The 18,340-nt window shown below is 76.8% G+C and carries 14 protein-coding genes; 5 read left to right on the top strand and 9 right to left on the bottom strand.

Annotated features, from left to right (window positions below):
* The first annotated feature begins 1 nt into the window (after position 1).
* Entirely contained in the window at positions 2–229 is a 228-nt protein-coding gene (locus FB586_RS01110; protein WP_136517499.1) for a hypothetical protein, read from the top strand.
* Between the two features lie 218 nt (positions 230–447).
* Here FB586_RS01110 and FB586_RS01105 read toward each other — a convergent pair whose 3' ends face one another.
* Positions 448–1,593 (bottom strand): lytic polysaccharide monooxygenase, encoded by a 1,146-nt coding sequence (locus FB586_RS01105; RefSeq protein ID WP_136517498.1) that lies wholly within the window; start codon positions 1,591–1,593, stop codon positions 448–450.
* 227 nt (positions 1,594–1,820) lie between these two features.
* On the opposite strand from FB586_RS01105, the gene FB586_RS01100 reads away from it, so the two are divergent.
* Complete coding sequence (locus tag FB586_RS01100; RefSeq protein ID WP_136517497.1) at positions 1,821–3,242, top strand: GGDEF domain-containing protein; 1,422 nt, start codon at positions 1,821–1,823, stop codon at positions 3,240–3,242.
* Between the two features lie 32 nt (positions 3,243–3,274).
* Here FB586_RS01100 and FB586_RS01095 read toward each other — a convergent pair whose 3' ends face one another.
* The 6 genes from FB586_RS01095 to FB586_RS01070 all read right to left on the bottom strand — a co-directional run bounded on the left by FB586_RS01095 (position 3,275) and on the right by FB586_RS01070 (position 11,268).
* Positions 3,275–5,197, bottom strand: a complete 1,923-nt coding sequence (locus tag FB586_RS01095; RefSeq protein ID WP_136517496.1) for an NHL domain-containing thioredoxin family protein — start codon at positions 5,195–5,197, stop codon at positions 3,275–3,277.
* Between the two features lie 181 nt (positions 5,198–5,378).
* On the bottom strand, positions 5,379–6,488 hold the full coding sequence (locus tag FB586_RS01090; RefSeq protein ID WP_222928254.1) for a lytic polysaccharide monooxygenase: 1,110 nt from the start codon (positions 6,486–6,488) through the stop codon (positions 5,379–5,381).
* 139 nt (positions 6,489–6,627) lie between these two features.
* Complete coding sequence (locus FB586_RS01085) at positions 6,628–7,881, bottom strand: FAD-dependent oxidoreductase (protein WP_136517495.1); 1,254 nt, start codon at positions 7,879–7,881, stop codon at positions 6,628–6,630.
* Between the two features lie 115 nt (positions 7,882–7,996).
* Positions 7,997–9,088: a lytic polysaccharide monooxygenase gene (locus FB586_RS01080; protein ID WP_136517494.1), complete on the bottom strand. Its 1,092-nt coding sequence runs from the start codon at positions 9,086–9,088 to the stop codon at positions 7,997–7,999.
* A gap of 189 nt (positions 9,089–9,277) precedes the next feature.
* Complete coding sequence (locus FB586_RS01075) at positions 9,278–10,228, bottom strand: class I SAM-dependent methyltransferase (protein ID WP_246036290.1); 951 nt, start codon at positions 10,226–10,228, stop codon at positions 9,278–9,280.
* 431 nt (positions 10,229–10,659) lie between these two features.
* On the bottom strand, positions 10,660–11,268 hold the full coding sequence (locus FB586_RS01070) for a TetR/AcrR family transcriptional regulator (RefSeq protein ID WP_136517493.1): 609 nt from the start codon (positions 11,266–11,268) through the stop codon (positions 10,660–10,662).
* 208 nt (positions 11,269–11,476) lie between these two features.
* Here FB586_RS01070 and FB586_RS01065 point away from each other — a divergent pair, with 208 nt between their 5' ends.
* The 3 genes from FB586_RS01065 to FB586_RS01055 all read left to right on the top strand — a co-directional run bounded on the left by FB586_RS01065 (position 11,477) and on the right by FB586_RS01055 (position 14,588).
* Entirely contained in the window at positions 11,477–12,751 is a 1,275-nt protein-coding gene (locus tag FB586_RS01065; protein ID WP_136517492.1) for a helix-turn-helix domain-containing protein, read from the top strand.
* Positions 12,752–13,032: 281 nt separating this feature from the next.
* The gene (locus FB586_RS01060) at positions 13,033–13,590 is read left to right on the top strand and encodes a DinB family protein (protein ID WP_136517491.1); all 558 of its coding nucleotides are present in this window, start codon (positions 13,033–13,035) and stop codon (positions 13,588–13,590) included.
* 107 nt (positions 13,591–13,697) lie between these two features.
* A complete protein-coding gene (locus FB586_RS01055; RefSeq protein WP_136517490.1) occupies positions 13,698–14,588 on the top strand; it encodes a hypothetical protein in 891 nt (296 codons plus the stop codon).
* A 31-nt stretch (positions 14,589–14,619) separates the two neighbouring features.
* On the opposite strand, the gene FB586_RS01050 is transcribed toward FB586_RS01055, so the two are convergent.
* A complete protein-coding gene (locus tag FB586_RS01050) occupies positions 14,620–15,570 on the bottom strand; it encodes a transglutaminase family protein (RefSeq protein ID WP_246036289.1) in 951 nt (316 codons plus the stop codon).
* Positions 15,567–18,206 (bottom strand): circularly permuted type 2 ATP-grasp protein, encoded by a 2,640-nt coding sequence (locus FB586_RS01045; protein WP_136517489.1) that lies wholly within the window; start codon positions 18,204–18,206, stop codon positions 15,567–15,569. Before FB586_RS01045 ends, FB586_RS01050 begins: the two co-directional genes overlap by 4 nt.
* Positions 18,207–18,340: the final 134 nt, after the last annotated feature.

Genomic DNA, 18,340 nt, shown 5'->3' with positions numbered 1-18,340 from the left:
CGTGGCGGACCTGGGCGAAGCGCGCCGTGCGAAGGACGAGCTCAAAGCCGTCCTGGCAGGACGGCAGGACGTGACCGCGGTGGGGATCGCTCCGGAGGAGGACGGCTACGGCCTCCTGGTGCGCCTGCGCGGCGACGTCGTGAGCGCCCAGGCGGACGGCGTGCCGCGCGAGGTGCGGGGAGTCCACGTGCGGGTCAGCCCCGGCGGGACGGTGCACGCCCAGTCCTGAGGGCCGCTGCCGTCCCTGCGGGGAGGCCGGCTCCTTCCTGCGGCCGTACGCCCGGCGTGCGTACGGCGGACGTGCACGCGGAAGAAGGACGTCGGCGCTCCCTGCCGCCGCCGCGACACGACGACGCGACACGACGACGCGACACGACGACGCGACACGACGACGCCCGGTGCCCCCTGGGAGCACCGGGCGTCGTGGGCCGCTCGGGGAGGTGCGTGTCAGCGGACGATGCAGGGCGAGCCGTTGAGCGTGGCCGCCGTCGCCGCCTTCGGGGTGCCGGACCCGATGAAGCCGAAGGACACCGCGTTGTGGTGCGCGATCGTGGCGTTCCAGCCGGCGTTGCGGACGGTCACGGTGTCACCGGACTGCGTGGCGGTCGAGCTCCACGACTGCGTGATCCTCTCGCCGTTGGTGAAGCGCCACGTCAGCTCCCACCCGTTCACGGGCTCCATCGTCGCGTTGAAGACCGTGACGTTGCCCTGGAACCCGCCCTGCCACGCGTTGGTGACGTCGATCTCGACCTCGCAGCGGGCGTCGGCCGGGACGGTCGGCGTCGCGGTCGGCGTGGGCGTCGGGGTCGCGGTGGCCGTGGGCGTCGGCGTGGCCGTGCGCGTGGGCGTCGGGGTCGGCGTGGGCGTCGGCGTGCGCGTCGCGGTGGGCGTCGGGTTCGGCGTGGTGCCGCCACCGAAGTCGACGTCAGAGCAGTTGTAGAACGACTCGGGGCTGTCGGTGCGCTCCCAGATCGAGAAGATCACGTGCTTGCCGGACTTGTTCGGCAGCGTGGCGTCCCAGTAGTACTCCGGGCCGGTCGGGCCGCCGGCACGGGTCGGCGGGTTCAGGACGCGGTCGAACGGCACGGGCTCGAGGTCGTCCCAGCCGATCGGCTCGTTCTGGTTCCAGCCGTCCTTGGTGATGTACTGCGTCCACCAGCCGGGGTGCGGCACGGTCGCCGCGTACTGGAACGTGATCCGCTGGCCCGGCTGCACGCGGGTCGTCGGCCAGGACGGGCTCGGGGTGTTGAAGGCGTCGAAGCGGGAGTCCGGGCCGCACAGCTTGCCGTCCGGGATGGTCTCGTGCCGGCCGGCGATCGTGCCGAGCAGGTTGCCGTACCAGTTGTAGAAGCCGTAGTTGCTGGCCGCGAGCGCGTTCTTGCACGCCGGGTTGGTGGGCAGCATGTTGCCGCCCTGGCCCGCGGCCTGGCCGCCGGCGAGGCCGTCCACGTAGCACTGGTACGTCCGCGTCGCGGGGTAGGTCAGGCCGCCGTGGGCCTGGGCGGCCGTGGGCAGGGCGACCAGCGCCCCGGCCAGCACGGTCGTGGCCGCGAGCCCGGCGAGGGCTCGACGGGCGAGGCGGTGTCGGGTCATGGGTGTCCCTCTCGCAGGAGCGGCGTCCTCGCCGCGGTCGTGTGGGGGCACGGCCTCCGGACGGGGGAGACGGTGTGCCGACAGGCTCGTGAGCACCCGCCCGCCCGACAACCCCCCGAAACGTTTCCCGCTGCAGCGCCACCCGTCGTTCGCGCACGAGGGTGATCTCACCGACCTCTCACGGGTCGGTCTCGGCACGCGGGCCGTGGAGGGTCGATGATGTCCCGGTGACGCGTCGGGGCACGGCTGCCAAGGGTGCGCACCGGGGCGGGCTCTCGGCTGCGGACCTCGGTGGCGTGCGCGGTCTCGCCGTCGCGGCCCACCGGTTCGACGCCTGCCGCGACGTCGAGTCGGTGCTCGCGGTCGCGGCGACCATCGCCCTCGACGTGCTCGCCGCGGACACGGCGGCGCTGTGCCGCATCGACCAGGACACCTGCCGCGTCCTGCGCCTGGAGCCGCCCGCCGAGGACGCCCGGTCCCTCGCGTTCTTCTCCGCCACCTTCCGGGCCGACGACCGGCCGGCGCTGCGCGGTCTCATCCGTGACCGAGCGAGCTGGGTGGCGCACGCGTTCGACGAGCGGGGGCGCTCGGTGCTCCCGGGCGACGAGTCCGCCGGCGACCGCGTCGAGGTGGAGGCGCTGCGCGAGCTCGGCGCGGGCTCGGCGCTGAGCTCGCCGATCGTCGTCAACGACTCGGTCTGGGGCCAGGTGACCGTGGTGCGCCCGGTGGACGCGCCGCGCTTCGACGTCGACGACGTCGCGACGGCCGAGGTGCTCGCGGCGCTCACCGCCGGCGCGATCGCGCGCGTCGACCTCGAGCACCAGGTCCGGCACATGATCGCCGACGACCCCCTGACGGGGCTGGCGAACCGTCGCGTGGCCGACCAGGCGGCCGACGCCGCGCTCGCCTCGGGCGGTGAGGTCTGCATCGTCATGTGCGACGTCGACGGGCTCAAGCGCGTCAACGACGAGCTCGGCCACGACGCCGGTGACGACCTGCTGCGTGCCGTGGCGGACGTGCTGCGCCGTGCGTCGGACGCGCTGCCGGGCACGACGGCCGCCCGCATCGGCGGCGACGAGTTCTGCCTGGTCACGGTGGGCCAGCCGCGTGCCGTGGTGACCGAGACGATGGCGACGACCGTGGCGAAGTTCCCGCTGCCCCACGGGGCCGCGATCTCCTACGGCATCGCGTCGACCTCGGTCATGGGGGCCGTCGGCGCGCGGTCGCTGTTCCGGCGGGCCGACCAGGCCCAGTACCAGGCCAAGCGCCGCCGGGCACGGGCGCGGGCGCGCACCCTGCCCGCCGTCGCGGACCCGACGGTCGCCGTCGAGCGGCTCGTCGCGACGGGGGCGGTGGCGATCGGAGCCGCGCAGCCGGGTGTCGTGCCGCGCCTGCTGGCGCTCGCGGGCGCGGCGACGGAGACGCTGGGCGGCGACGAGTGGGCGGTGCTGCGCCGCGCCGGCGAGGGGGAGCCGGCGACGATCGCCCGGGGCGGCAGCCCCGCCGACGCGGGCGAGACGCAGTCCCTGACCGTCGAGCGCGGCGAGTGGGTCGTCGAGATCGCGGCGTCGAGCGCCGCGTCGACCGGGCCGCAGGTGCGCACGGCGCTGTCGGTGCTCGCCGCGATCGCGGTCGGCGACGCGACCTGACCCCGCCACCGGGGCGGCGGGGTCGCCCGGTCTCAGCCGAGCAGCGGCAGCGTGAGCACGTCCGGTGCGCCGTCGACGACGCGCACCGGCACACCCCAGTCCTGCGCGGCGAGGTGGCAGGCGGGGTGCTCGATGGACTCGTCGGCGTCGCAGCTCGCCGCCCGGGCGGTGACGTGCAGGACGCCCTCGCCGACGGCCGGGTCGATGCGCAGCGTGCGCGTCAGGTCGACGTCGTCGCCGGCGCCGTCGAGCAGCAGCCCGGGCGGGGTGGACGAGACGCGCAGCGACGTCGACGGGCCCCAGCGCGTGTCGAGCTTCTGACCCGGTGCGGGTGTGAACACGACGTCGAGCGTGAGCTCGCCGCCGGGTACCTCGGTGACGGGCCGCTGCGTGCGGTGCGCGCCGCCGTCGACGTGCTCGCCGGTCGCGCCCGCGGGCAGCGGCACACGGGTGAGCCGGTGCGCCGCCGACTCGACGACGAGCACGTGGTCGGCGTCGCCGGCCGGCAGCACGAGGCCGCTCGGCTCGGCGAGGTCGGTGGCGAGCGTCGTCACCTCGCCGGGCGCGCCGTCGGTGCCGGGCGTCCAGCGGCGCAGCGCGCCGTTGTAGGTGTCGGCGACGAGCACGGAGCCGTCGGGCAGGGCGGCCACGCCGAGCGGGTGCTGGAAGAGCGCCTGGTCGGCGGACCCGTCGCGGTGGCCGAAGTCGAACAGGCCCGTGCCGACGACGGTCGTCACGGACGCGTCCGTGGGGTCGACCCACCGCACCGCCGACGTCTCCGCGTCCGCGAGCCAGATGCGCCCGTCGGCTGCGACCGACAGGCCGGACGGCTGCGCGAACCACGAGTCACCCGGTGCGCCGTCGAGCAGGCCCTCGTTCATCGTCCCCGCGAGGTACGTGACCGTGCCCGCGACCGCGTCGAACGCCCACAGCGTGTGGTTGCCCGCCATCGCGACGACGAACGTGCCCGCCTCCGGCGACCACGCGACGTCCCACGGCGACGAGAGCTTCACGCCCCGCGCCGGCCACACGTCGCCGACCCCGGACTCGACCGGCGCCGCACCCGACCCGTCCGCCGGTCGCACGTTGTCGACGGCGCCGACCATGTACTGCTCGCCCGTCCCGGCGACGGTCGTCACGTGCCCGTCCACGAGCCGGACCCCGCGCAGCGCGTGGTTGACGGTGTCGGCGACGAGCACGTCGTACCCGAGCCGCTCGCGCAGCTCCTCCGGCACCAGGCAGAGCCCGTTCGGCTCGCTGAACCGCGCCTCGTCCGGACCGCCGTCGACGAGCCCGCGCTCGCCGGACCCGACGCGCCGCACGAGCGTCTCGCCGTCCGCGGCGAGCTCGGTGAGCGCGTGGTGCCCGGCGTCGGCGACGAGGAGGTTCCCGCCCGGCAGCTCGACCGCCTTGGCGGGGAAGCGCAGCGTCGACGGCTGCGGCTGCGGCTGCACGTACGGGCCGGAGCCGCGGTGCAGCGTGCCCTTCGCCTCGTGCTCCGCGACGAGCTCCTCGACGAGCGCCTCGACCGCGTGCGCGTGCCCCTCGCCGGCCATCTGCGCGACGACGTAGCCCTCGGGGTCGACCACGACGAGCGTCGGCCACGCACGCGCGGTGTACGCCTGCCACGTGACGAGCTCCGGGTCGTCGAGCACCGGGTGGTGCACCTCGTAGCGCTCCACGGCCGCGGCGATCGCGACCGGGTCGGCCTCGTGCACGAACTTCGGCGAGTGGACGCCGATGATGACGAGCACGTCGCGGTGGCGCTCCTCGAGCTCGCGCAGCTCGTCCAGGACGTGCAGGCAGTTGATGCAGCAGAACGTCCAGAAGTCCAGGACGACGACCTTGCCGCGCAGGTCGGCCAGCGTCACGTCCTTGCCGCCGGTGTTCAGCCAGCCGCGGCCGGCCAGCTCGGAGGCGCGGACGCGGGGGAGTCGGGTGCTGCTCGTCGTCACGTACGTAGTGAACACGACTCGGCGGCGACGTCGTCCCGGGCGTCCGTCACACCCCGCAGGGGAACGGCCGCCCCCCGGACGCGCCGAGGCCCGGGTGCAGCGGAGAGGTGCTGCACCCGGGCCTCGGGTGGTGCGTGGCCGGGCGTCCGGCTCGTGCCGCCGGTCGCTCAGGCCGTCAGGGTCACGCCGCCGAGCAGGTGGCCGTCAGGCCGGACGAGGAGCCCGAGCCGATGAAGCCGAAGCTCGTCGAGGCGTTCGCCGCGAGCGTGCCGTTCCAGCCGACGTTCGTCAGCGTGTTCCCGGACGCGGTCGCGTTCCAGGACTGGGTGATGGTCGCGCCGTTGACCGTCACCTTCCAGCCGCGGACCCCGGACGTGCCGGCCGTCACCCGGACGTCCGCCTGGTAGCCGCTGCCCCACGAGTTGGTCACCGAGACCGTCGCCGTGCAGGCACCCGTGGGCTGCTGCGTGGGCTGCTGGGTCGGCTGCTGCGTGGGCTGCTGCGTCGGCTGCTGCGTGGGCTGCTGCGTGGGCTGCTGCGTGGGCTGCTGGGTGGGCTGCTGGGTGGGCTGCTGCGTGGGCTGCTGCGTGGGCTGCTGGGTCGGCTGCTGGGTGGGCGCGGTGCCGCCGATGTTGATGTCCGAGCAGATGTAGTACGGCTGGTCGAGGTGGCTGGCCTGCCAGATCGTGAAGAGCACCGCACGGCCCGAGCGGCCCGCGAGGTTCACGTCGGTCTCGTAGAGGCCCGTGGTGCCGTAGCGACCGGTCTCCTTGACGAGCGTGATGTCGTCCCAGCCCAGCGCCTCCCGCGTCGGGTCGAAGCCCGGCTTGGAGACGTAGATGCGCATGTAGTCGGCGCCGTGCTTGGCGCCGTCGGTCAGCGTCAGCCGGAACGACGTCGGGACCGTCTTCATCGTCCACGCGCCCGGGTTGTCGAGCGACGCGTACAGGCCGTTCTGCGTGCGGCCGCCCGAGCAGAGCTGGCCGTTGGGGATGACGGCCTCGTGGCGGCCGCCCACGCCCTCACGGAAGAGGCCGTTCCAGTTCCACATCGTGTTCGGGTTGGCCTGGAACGCCTGCCAGCACATCGGGTCCTGGGTGGCCATGGCGGGGTTCAGGTGGTCGTCGCCCCAGCGCTCCCAGCAGCCGTAGTTGCGGCTGGGCGGGTCGGTCACGGAGCCGTGGGCGGCGGCAGGGGTGGCGGCGAGGGTCATGCCGAGGCCGGCCGCCAGCATGGCGGCGGGCAGGGCGAGGGCGATCCGGCGCAGCCGGTCACGCACACGGGTGGACATGCAGGTTCTCCTGTCCGCAGGGGGGTCGGTGCCCGCACCGGCCGGTTCGACATCGATGTCGGACTCCGGCGGTCGGACGACCGGGGGTGTGCACCACCGTGCGGTGTCCCTCCCCGTCCGCGGGAGGGGTCGAACCGTTTCAGGAGGGGCGGCGCGCCCACCGCGGCACCCGTTCGGGGCGTGGTCCCACGCCGACCACCGCCGCCGGCAGCGCGGTGAGCGCGGGCACGCGCCGGACCACCGCGACGAGCGGGCGGGGCGGGCCGGTGAGCCTGCCGGCGAGCGCCGGCCCCAGCACGCGGGCGTGCACGACGCGCTGCACGGCCTGCACCACCGCGGTCGGCAGGGCGCGGCGCCGGCGCACCCGGGCCAGTGGGCGGTCGCCCCGCGGGCCGTGCAGCGCCCCGTGGCGCAGGGGCCCGGCGAGCAGGCGCGCCGTCGCCACCGCGTCCTGCACCGCGAGGTTGATGCCGACCCCGCCCACGGGCGACATCGCGTGCGCGGCGTCCCCGATGCACAGCACGCCCGGCGCGTGCCAGCGGCGCAGCCGGTCCATCCGCACGTCGAGGTGCTTGACGTCGTCCAGGGACGAGATCCGGCCGACGTCGTCCGCGACCTCGGGCACCAGCGCGGCCACCTCCGCTCGGAACGCCTCCAGGCCCCGGGCGCGCAGCGCGGCGTCGGTCCCCTTGGGCCCGAGGTACGCGAGCTGCAGGTACCCCTCCCGCGGGATCGCGACGACCGCTCGTCCGCGGGCCAGGCGCGGCAGCAGCGACTCGCCCACGCGCCGTGACGTCGGCACGCGCACCCACCAGACGTCGAAGCCGACGCGGAACCGGCGCGCGGGCAGCCCGACGGCGCGGCGCACCACCGACCACCGCCCGTCGCACGCCACCACGAGGTCGGCGAGCAGCCGGCCGGGCCCGTCCGGGGAGCGGTACTCGACGCCGGTCGCCCGGTCGCCCTCGCGCACGACCCCGGTGACCTCGTGCCGGACCCGCAGGTCGAACGTCGGCTCCTGCGCGGCGGCGTCCGCGAGCAGCGTGAGCAGGTCCCACTGCGGCACCATCGCGACGTACGGGTGCCGCAGCGGCAGCCGGCCGAAGTCCGCGAGGACGGCCTCGCCCGCGTCCGTGGCCACCTGCACGCGCCGGACGCGCGAGTGCGGCAGCGCCGCGAAGCGCTCCCCGAGGCCGAGGTCGTCGAGCATCGCCAGCGTGGTCGGGTGCACGGTGTCGCCTCGGAAGTCGCGCAGGAAGTCGGCGTGCTTCTCCAGCACGGTGACGCGCACGCCCGCGCGGGCGAGCAGCAGGCCGAGGACGAGCCCCGCGGGCCCGCCGCCGACGACGGCGCACGTGGTGCGGTCCTCCCGGGTGCCGTCCGTCGACGTCATGACGATCCTTCCGCCTCGCGCGGGTGTCGACGCACAGCCTGCCGCTGCCGACGCCCGGACGCGACGCGGACCGCACGCAGGCCCGTGGCGCTGCGTGCGGTCCGCGTGCGCGGCGTCAGGCCGACGCGCAGGTCGCGGTCGGCGTGCCCGCCGTGCCGGACGCGAGGAAGCCCGCCGTGGTCGTGGCGCCCGGGGCGAGCGTCCCGTTCCACGCGGCGTTCGTGAGCGCACCGCCCGACGCGGACGCGTTCCAGGCCTGCGTCACGGTGGCCCCCGCGACCGTCGCCCGCCAGCCCGTGGTGCCGCCGGCGCCGGCGGTGATGGTCACCTCGCCCTGCCACCCGCCCGGCCAGGAGTTCACGACCCGGACGGCGGCGGTGCACGTGCCGGTGCCCGGCGTCGGGGTGGGCGTGGGCGTCGCGGTCCGCGTCGGGGTGGGCGTGGGCGTGGCGGTCGCCGTCGGGGTGGGCGTCGGCGTGGCCGTCGGGGTCGGGGTCGGGGTCGGGGTCGCGGTGGGGGTGGGCGTCGGCGTGGCCGTCGGGGTGGGCGCCGGGCCGCCGATGCTGATGTCGCTGCACAGGTAGTACGGCTGGTCGGAGTGGCTCGCCTGCCAGATCGTGTAGAGGATCGCGCGGCCCGACCGGCCGGTCAGGTCGACGTCGGTCCGGTACTCACCGGCGGGGGCGTAGCGGCCGGTGACCTTGAGCAGCTGCATGTCGTCCCAGCCGGGCGCCTCCCGCGTCGGGTCGAAGCCCGGCTTCGTCACGTACACGCGCAGGTAGTCGGCGCCGTGCTTGGCCTGGTCGGTCAGGGTGAGCGTGAATCGCTGCGGCACCGTGGTGGCGACCCAGGGGCCGGGGGTGTCCATCGCGTCGTAGCGGCCGCCCTCGGTGCGTCCGCCCGAGCAGAGCTGGCCGTCGGGGATGAGCTCCTCGTGCCGGCCGCCGATGCCCTCGTGGTACAGGCCGTTCCAGTTCCACATCGCGTTGGTGTCCGCCTGCCAGGCCTGCCAGCACATCGGGTCCTGCGTCTGCATGGCGGGGTCCTGGAAGCGACCGCCCCAGACGTCCCAGCAGCGGTAGTTGCGGGTGGGCGGGTCGGTCACCGACCCGTGCGCCGCGGCCGGGACGGCGGCGACGACGGTCGTGGCGGCGACGGCCAGCGGGACGGCCAGCGCGAGCGTGCGCAGCCGGGTCCTCCAGTGCATGCGGTCTCCCGGGGGTCGGGACGCGCCCGCCGGGCTGGCGCCGGACCGGCGGCCGGCGACGGTGCCGGGCGGCCGACGCCGGGCGCGTCGGTGCCACGGTCGCGGCGGTGCGCCGTCCGCGGGAAGGCCCTGAAGCGATTCGGACGTAAGCGGTTCGACGGCGGTGACGTGGGACGACGGCCGGGGCCGTCAGACGCGCCGCAGGACGTGCACGCGCGGGTGGTGGCCCTTGGCGAAGACGCGCGTCACCGAGACCGGCGCCCACAGCGCGGCCGTGTCCCGCACGACGCGCTCCATCACCTTCACCTCGTGCGTGAGGACGACGAGCCGGGCCCCGGGCGAGGTGACGGCGTGCGCGACCCGCAGCAGGTCCGCGTGCAGCGCCGGGCTCGCCGCGTGCGAGCCGTGCAGCGTCCCCCACGGCGGGTCCGCGAGCACGAGGTCCGCCGCCGCCGGGCGGTCGTCGACGGCGAGGTGCGCCGCGACCGCGTCGGCCACCGCCGCGGGGTCGGTCGCGTCCGCGCGCACGAGGGTGGTCCGCGACCCGCGCCCGAGCAGGCCGGCCGCCTCGAGGTTCGCGCGCGCCGCCTCCAGCGCCGGCTCGGCCAGGTCGAGGCCCAGCGCCGCCGCGGCCGGCCCGGTCAGGAGCCGCTCCGCGACCAGGGTGCCGGAGCCGCACATGAGGTTGAGGACGCGGTCGTCCTCCCGCCCCCCGGCGAGGCGGGTCATGGCGGCCGCGATGGTCGCGTTCGCCGCACCGGGGAAGTCGACCACGCGCCAGGTGCGCGCCGACAGCGGCCGCGGCCCGACGCGCACGAGGACGTCCCAGCCGGGGTCCGGGGCGTCGCCGGTGCGGTCCCGCGCGGCGCCCCGTGCCCGGTCGGACCCCGCCGCCGGCGCCCGCACGCCGCGGCGCACGCGCACGACCAGGTCGCCGTGCTCGGCGTCGTGCCGCAGGCCGGTCGCCTCGTGCAGCAGCTCGGCGAGCCGCGCGAACACGGCGGAGTCGCTGCCCGCGGCCTCGAACCGGAACGTGGAGGACCCCGCCACGCGCAGCGACGCGTACACGGCGTCCACCACCCGCTGCAGGTGGTCCGGGCTGGTGATCGAGCGCGGGCGCGGCACGTCGAGGTGCACCACCACCCACGCCGCGACCGCGGTGCGCAGCCGCGCGACGGGCGCGAGCGGGCCCGTCAGGCGCAGGGCGACCGCGTCGTCGCGCCCGGGGACGTCGTGCAGGCCACGCGCGTCCGGCAGGACGTCGGCGACCTCCGCCGCGACGACGTCGCGCAGGCCGGGCAGGAAGGTCAGCTCGACGTCCGTCGTGCCGGGGCGCCGGGTGACGGACCGCGTCGTCGTCGCGCGCTCGGGCCGTCCGCCGCGGGCGTCCCGACCGGGAGCGGTGCCGCGGACGGGACGCCGGTCGCCGTCGCGCCCGGACCCGTCGCGCCCGGACCCGCCGCGCTCGGGGCGTCCGGACCCGCCGCGCCCGGTCCCGCGCTCGGGACGGCCGGCTCCGCCGCGGTCGGGGCGTCCCGAGCCGCGCTGCGGACCGCCGCCGCGCCGCGCGCTCAGGCCGGCACCGGCACGGGTGCACCCACCGCGCGCAGGACGAACGCCTCGGTCTGCGCGACGGCGCGGTCCCGCTCGGGCCCGTCGACGTCGGGCAGGTTCCGGCCGGTCAGGCACGCGTTGACGAGCGGCACGGTCGTCGCGAGGTCCTGCTCGGGGAACGCGCCGGAGGCGATGCCGGCCTCGAGGATGCGGCGCAGGATCTGCTCGACCACGCCGACGTGCTCGCGCACCCGCTGCTGGGCGCCGCGGGACAGCACGGACCGCAGCTCGGGGCCGGGGGCGACGTGGTAGACGCGGGTCAGGGAGGCCTGGGCGCGCACGTAGGCGCGCAGCTGCTCGACGGGGTCGTCGATGTCGTCGAGGGACGCCTGCAGGCCCGCGGCGTACTGCTCGGTCTCGTGCGTGATGAACCCGAGCAGGAGCGACTCCTTGTCGGGGAAGTGGTTGTAGACCGCCGTGCGGCCGACGCCCGCGGCGGCGGCGATGTCGGCGAGCGTGATGCCGTCGAACCCGCGCTCGGCCATGAGCGTCGACAGGGCGGAGAACAGCCGCAGGCGGGTCTGCTCGCGGTGCTCGTGGAGCGACCCGCCGATGATCTTGGGCATGCTGACAGTCTCGCACACGGTGTCAGGAAAAGCCGCCGCGCCGACGAACTCGTGCAAACTCCTGTGACGTCGGTCACGTCCGTCCTGCCGCATTCGCGTACCATGCGAGGGCGACACCAGCACCGTCCCCGCCCGTCGTCGTCCCTCGACCGTCGCCCCACCCTCCGGCGGTCGACGCCGGGCCCCGCACCACCCGTGGAAGTTGCCCATGAGCCGACACGTCCGGGTCGCCACCGGCGGCACCGAGCGGCCCGCCGAGCCCGCACCGCGCGGCTTCGGCCCGGGCACGGTCGGGCGCGTCCGCGAGGCGCACGAGCGCTTCGTGCTGGCCGGCGGGGAGCCCGGGCACGGCGTGCGGCCGGTGGTGGCGGAGTCGTGGCGGCGCAGCCGGCGCGTGGGCGTCGACCCCGAGCTGCCGAACCCGCCCGTCGACCTCTCCGACCCCGAGCTGCACCGGCTGCGGGCCGCGCACCCCATCTCCGGGGCCGTGCCCGTGGTCCGCCGCCTGCTCGTCGAGCCCGCGTCCGGGTGGGTCGCCACGCTCAGCGACGAGACCGGCCGGCTGCTGTGGGTGGACGGCGACCGCGATCTGCGTCGCCCGCTCGACCAGGTCGGCCTCGTCGAGGGGGCGGCGTGGCGTGAGGACGCCGTCGGCACCAACGGCATCGGCACCGCGCTCGCCACGCGCCGCCCGCTGCAGGTGCTGAGCACCGAGCACTGGGCCCGCGTCGTCCACCCGTGGAACTGCGCGGCCGCACCGGTGCACGACCCGTCGGGACGCCTCGTCGGCGTCCTCGACGTCACCGGCCGGGACGAGACCGCGTCCTGGATGGCGCTCGCCCTCGTCCGCGCCACGGTCGCCGCCGTCGAGGCGACGATCGCGTCGAGCGCGCCGCAGCCGCCGACGACCCGCCTCGAGGTGCTCGGCGCGCACGGCGGCACGCTGCACACCCCGCAGGGCCGGCGCCGGCTCACGTGCCGGCACACGGAGATCCTGCTGCTGCTCGCCGAGCACCCCGGCGGCCTCACGGGCGACGAGCTCACCGTGCTGCTGTCCGAGGCGGAGCTGTCCGAGGTGACCGTCCGCGCCGAGATCTCCCGGCTGCGCCGCCTCGTCGGTCCGCTGCTGTCCGAGTCCCGCCCCTACCGCCTGACCTCGCCGCTGCACACGGACGTCGACCACGTGCGCGACGCGCTCGCGGTCGGCGACGTCTCGACCGCCCTCGCCGCGTACCCCGGACCCGTTCTCCCGCGCTCCACGGCCCCCGGGGTCGTGCGCGTCCGGGACGCGCTGGTGGGGTGGCTGCGTGCGTCGACGCTCGCGTCGGGCGACGTGGACCTCGTGGCCCGGTGGACCGGCGGCGACGAGGGCGCGGACGACTGGGAGGCGTGGCAGACGCTCGCGCGGATCGCCCCGATCGGGTCCGCCGCCCACCTGCGTGCGCACACGCGCCTCGCGCAGCTCGACCGCACGCTGCGCTGACCGCGGCACCGGTGCACGGCCCGTCCGGACGGGCGAAGCGGTTGCGCGAAAACGCACAGACGGGTGCATACGCCGTGCAACGGTCGTGCAACGGTGCCCCGGCTACCGTTCCGCGCAGTGGCACCACCGGGTGGGACCTGAGGGGGTTCCTGCCCACCGGTGCCCGGTCGGGCGGCGCGCGGGAGGGGGCGCGTCGCCCGACCCTCTCCCCGTCCCGCACCCACGGCGCCGCAGCGGGTGACGCGTGACGGGACCGGGCGACCTGCCGCTACCGTGACGGCGTGGACACGCCCGCGTCACCCGCGCACACGCCCGAGCCGCCCGCGATCGCGCCCGACGACAAGGACTGGACCTGGGTCGTCGAGCGCCGCTGCCCCGAGTGCGGCTTCGCCGCCTCGGACGTGCCGCCCGACGCGGTCGGCGGCACGGTGCGCGACCTCGTCCCGCGCTGGGTCTCCGCGCTGCACCGCGACGACGCGCGCGAGCGCCCCGCGCCGACGACGTGGTCCACGCTCGAGTACGGCGCGCACGTGCGCGACGTCATGCGCCTCTTCGGCGAGCGCCTGCAGCTCATGCTGGACGAGGACGACCCGCTGTTCGCGAACTGGGACCAGGACGCCACCGCGCTCGAGGACCGCTACGACCTGCAGGACCCGCAGGTCGTCGCCGTCGACCTCGCGGCCGCGGCGGAGGTGACCGCGACGCTGTTCGACGCCGTCGCCGACGACGCCTGGGAGCGGCCGGGCCGGCGCAGCAACGGCTCGCGCTTCACGGTCCGCACCCTCGGCCAGTACTTCCTGCACGACGTGGTGCACCACCTGCACGACGTGCGCGCCTGACCGGACGCCGGACGGGCGGGACCGTCCCACCGGCGTGGCGTCGGCGCGTCGCCCGGTCGGCCGCACGCGGAAACACCGGCGTGACGATCGGCCGCTAGCGTCCGGCCATGACCCCGCCGGCACCGGTCCCGCCCGCGCTCGACGGCCTGCACGTCCTCGCGCTGCCGGCCGGGACCGACGTCATGACGCTCGCCCGCGCGTGGTTCACGCAGGCGCGCTGGGAGCGGGAGCCGGCCGCGGCGGCCGCGCCCGTGCGGCCCACGGGGGCGCGGTTCCGCGGGATCGCCGTCGAGCCGGTCGTGACGACCGGCGTGCTCGCGCTCGCACCCGGCGTCGCGCTGCTCGGCCCGCACGCGTGCGACGCGACGAGCGCGCGCGGCCTCGGCCTGCCGTCCCGCGACGCCGACCTGTACGGGCTGCCCGTCGCGACACCGCCCGGCGCCGACGTCCCGGCGGGTCTCGTCGCCGCGTGGGCGACGGCCGCCGCGCGCCGCACGGGCGGGGGCGTCCTGCCGGCCGGCGGCGCCGCCGTCGTGCCCGACCCGGCCGGCGTCCTCGACCTCACGCTGTGGTCCGCCGTGCCCGTCCCGGTGCAGGAGGCGCTGCCGCTCGTGCGTCCGGCCCTGTCGGGGAGCCGGCTGGCCCCGGCGCCGACGCCGGGCGGGGGGTTCGAGCTGACCGCCGCGTTCCCGTACGACGGCGAGGTCGTGGTGCGGCTCGAACGCGCCGCGCACGTGCCCCTGGTCCTGTCGACGCTCGACCGGCGCGAGCACGGCCCGTGGGGCTACCGCGTGGCGTGGCAGCCGCCGGACGCGTCGCAGCTCGACGCCTCGCACCCCTCGCAGCAGCACCTCGTCGCGCGGGCGCGCGTCGCGCCGGCGGTCACCCGGGTCGTCGCGACGCTGTGGCGCGCGGCGGGTGGGACGGTGGTCGACGCGGGCGGGTTCGTCGTGCCGCCGGCGGAGCTCGACGACCGGGTCGCCGCCGCGGTGCGGTGACGCCGCCGGCCGGGGTCCCGCGGGTCGCCCGTCAGAGGAACGGCTCGGAACCGGCAGGGACCAGGTCGACCTCGACGCGCGGGGACGCCCCGCCGCCCTCGGTGAAGATGACGCCGCGCAGCGGCGGGACGTCGCCGTAGTCGCGGCCCCAGCCGAGGACGACGTACCGGTCGTCGACGAGCTGGTCGTTCGTCGGGTCCGCCTCGAGCCAGCCGTACCCGGGCAGCCACACCGACACCCACGCGTGCGAGGCGTCCGCCCCGCGCAGCTTCGGCCGGCCTAGGCGGGGGCGGGTCTCGATGTACCCCGACGCGTAGCGCGCGGGCAGCCCGTGCAGGCGCAGCGCCGCGATGACGAGGTGGGCGAAGTCCTGGCAGACGCCCGTGCGCTGCGCGAGCAGCTCGGCCTGCGTCGTCTGCACGGTCGTCGAGCCCGAGCGGTAGGTGAGCTCGGTGCGGACGCGGTGGACGAGGTCGAGGACGACGTCGGCGAGGGGCCGGTCGTCCGCGAAGGACGGCGCGGCCCACGTGCGGACCTCCTCGGCGAACGACACGTGCCGCGACGGCAGCAGCGCCTCCCGCAGCGCGACGAGGCCCGCGGTGTCGGTGTGGAGCGTGCCGAGGTCGCCGGCCGCCGCGGCGCGGGCGACGGCTCGCCACCGCACGTCGGGCAGGTCGGCGCGGTCCGGCGCGGCGCGGCTGACCTCGAGCGTCGACCGGGACGTGACCACGAGCCGCGTGTGCGGGGTCGTCACGCCGAAGAACGTCGTCGTGCTGCCGAACCAGTCGACGTGCGTGGCGGTGTCCGCCGGCTCGGGGTCCACCGTCAGCGACGTCGTCACCAGGCGCTGGTCGGGCAGGTCCCGCGGCGTCATCGTCGTGCGGCCGTAGGAGTCGGTGACGGGCGCCGGGTACTCGTAGGTGGTCCGGTGCACCAGGTCGTAGGCGCGCACGGCGGGGGTGGCACGCTCGTCGGCCGTCACGCGGCACCTCCGGGGGGCGCGTCGTCGTCGCGGCCGTCGTGCTCGTTCGTCGAGCCCCACAGGTCGTCGAGCGCACGGCTCGCCGCCGGACGGACGAAGTGGACGCGCTCGATCTCGTCCGACGCGGCGCGCAGCCGCCACAGCATCGAGTCCAGCGCCTCGGCGAGCCGCACGCGCCGCCCGTCGTCGGCGACGACCGCCCCGACGGCGACGGTGTCGAGCTCGGCGACGAGCTCCGCGACGCCGTGCAGCAGGTGGTCGCGCTGCCCGGCCGAGCGCCAGGGGGCCGGCACGGCCTCCAGGTCCGCGAGCAGGCGGTCGAGCTGGAATGCGAGCGAGCGGGGGTTGGTGCGGTCGTGGACCAGCAGGTCGAGCACGTGCGCGACCGTCGGCGACGACTGGTGGCGGCGGCGGTAGGTGATGGCGGACTCGGAGGCGAGCAGGACGGACTCGAGCAGCAGGTCCTCGACGTCCGCCGGGTGCCGCACCACGAGCGTCGCCGCGAGCATGTCGACGAGGTTCTGCGCGCGCTCGATGCGCCGGCCCGCGTCGAGCAGGTGCCAGCCGACGTCGCGCGTGAGCCCCTCCGCGGCGACGCCGGAGAGGGCGAGCATGCCGGTGAGGACGTGGTCGAGGGTGGGGCGCAGCCCGGCGGTGACGGCGGCGGCCTCCACCGCGGCGGGTGCGGCGCCCAGGTCGAGGGCCTGGTCGGGGCGGGGGCGGTGCCGGCCGCGCTCGTCGCGCAGCGCCCGCTCCACGCGCGCGAGGGGTCCGAACACGTCCGTCGAGAGCTGGTCCCGCACCGCGGCGGCGGCCGCGGCGAGGCGGTGCACGGCCCGCGCCACGCTGCCCGGCGTCGCGCGGTCGACGAGCAGGTCGCGCAGCACGGGCACGGGCGCGGCCAGACCCGAGCCGCCGTCCGCGGCCGTGCCGTCGGGCAGGGCCGCGGGGGTCAGCGCCTGCAGCAGCACCGCGAGCGCGCGCCCGCCCGCCGACCCGGGGCTGCGGTGGTAGTCGTCCCACCGGTCGGCGACGGCCCGCAGCACGCGGGCCTCGCCCTCGGCCCGCTCGGCGTACCGGCCCATCCAGTAGAGGTTCTCGGCGCTGCGCGGGGAGATGCCGGCGCCGACCGCGCGGCCCGGTGCGGCGACCGCGTCCTCGCGGGCGGGCACGTCCGGCACGGACGCGGGCTGCGCGGCGAGCACCCACACGTCCTTCGCGACCGCGCCGTGCGCGGACGACACGACCGCGGAGTCGGCGACGCGCGCGAGCCCGCCGGCCATCACCGCATAGGTGCCGGCGTGCGCGACGGCGTACGTGCGCAGCACGGCCGCCCGCGGCCCGAGGTCCGCGGGGCCGACACCGTCCGCGTCGGGCCGGTCCGTGCCGACGCCGCCCGGCGTGTGCCGCCCGACCGGCTCCTGGCCGACCCACGCCCACGGCTCGGCCCGGATGCGGGCCGCGAGCTCGTCACGCTCCGCCGACGAGAGGGTCCAGCCCGGCACCGTCGCCAGGTCGGCGCCGTGGGCGGTCGGCTTCAGCACGAGGCGGTCGAGGTGCGCGAGGACGTGCCGCAGCGACCGCTCCTCGCCGCACCACCACGTGGGCGGCGACGGCAGTGCGAGGTCCTGGTCGAGCACGGCGCGCGCGAGGCGCGGCAGGTACGTCAGCAGCGCCGGGCTCTCCAGCACCGACGCGCCGAGCGGGTTGACGACGCTGACGGCGCCGCCGCGCACGGCCCGCACGAGGCCCGGCACACCCAGGCGTGAGCCGGCGCGCAGGTCCAGCGGGTCGCACCACTCGGCGTCCACGCGGCGCAGGACCACGTCGACCGGCTCCAGGCCGTCGATCCCCTCCAGGTGCACCCGTCCGTCACGCACGAGCAGGTCGCGTCCCTCGACGAGCGGCAGCCCGAGCATCGACGCGAGGTACGCCTGGTCGAAGGCGGTCTCGCTGCCGGGGCCGGGGGAGAGCAGGACGATGCGGGGGTCGTCGGACGCCGTGCGCGGCGCGACGTCCCGCAGCGCGCGTCGCAGCGCGTGGAAGAACGGCCCGAGCCGCGCGATCGGCGCCTGCCGGTACACGCCGGCGAGGACCTGCGCGGTGACGCGGCGGTCCTCCATGGCGTACCCCGCGCCTGACGGCGCCTGCGTGCGGTCCGCGACGGCGCACCAGTCGCCGCCGGCGTCGCGGACCAGGTCCGTCGCGGTGAGCACGAGCTCGCGCCCGCCGGGCGTGCGCAGGCCGTCGACCGCCCGCAGGAACCCGGGGTGGGCCAGGACCGCCGTCGGCGGGAGCAGGCGGTCGTCGAGCAGGCGGCGCGGCCCGTACAGGTCGTGCAGGACGGCGTCGAGCAGCTCGGCGCGCTGCACGAGCGCCGCGTCGAGCGCCGCCCACTCGGTCTCGTCGACCACCACCGGCAGCGGGTCGAGCCGCCACCGCCCGTGCCCGTCGGGCAGGTCGGCGCCGTACGTGACGCCGTGCTCGGCGAGGATCTGCTCCGCCTCGCGGCGGGCCCGCGCGAGGTCGTCGGCCGTGGGCGCGTCCACCGGGTCGGGCAGCCACGTCCAGTCCGGCGCGTGCGCGACCGCCGGTCCGTCGCCCACCAGGCGCGGCGACGAGAGCAGGTCGGTCACGCGGGCAGTCTGACGCACGCCGGCGCGGACCGTCGCCCCCACCCGCCGCCCCGCCCGATCCGTCCCGTCCCGAGCCCCGCCCCACCGCGACCCCGCCCCACCGCGACCCCGCCCGCCGAGCCCGCCCCTCCCGC

The sequence above is a fragment of the Cellulomonas telluris genome (assembly GCF_004886325.1).
GTDB lineage: Bacteria > Actinomycetota > Actinomycetes > Actinomycetales > Cellulomonadaceae > Cellulomonas > Cellulomonas telluris.
This window is presented reverse-complemented; position numbering and strand designations above follow the sequence as displayed.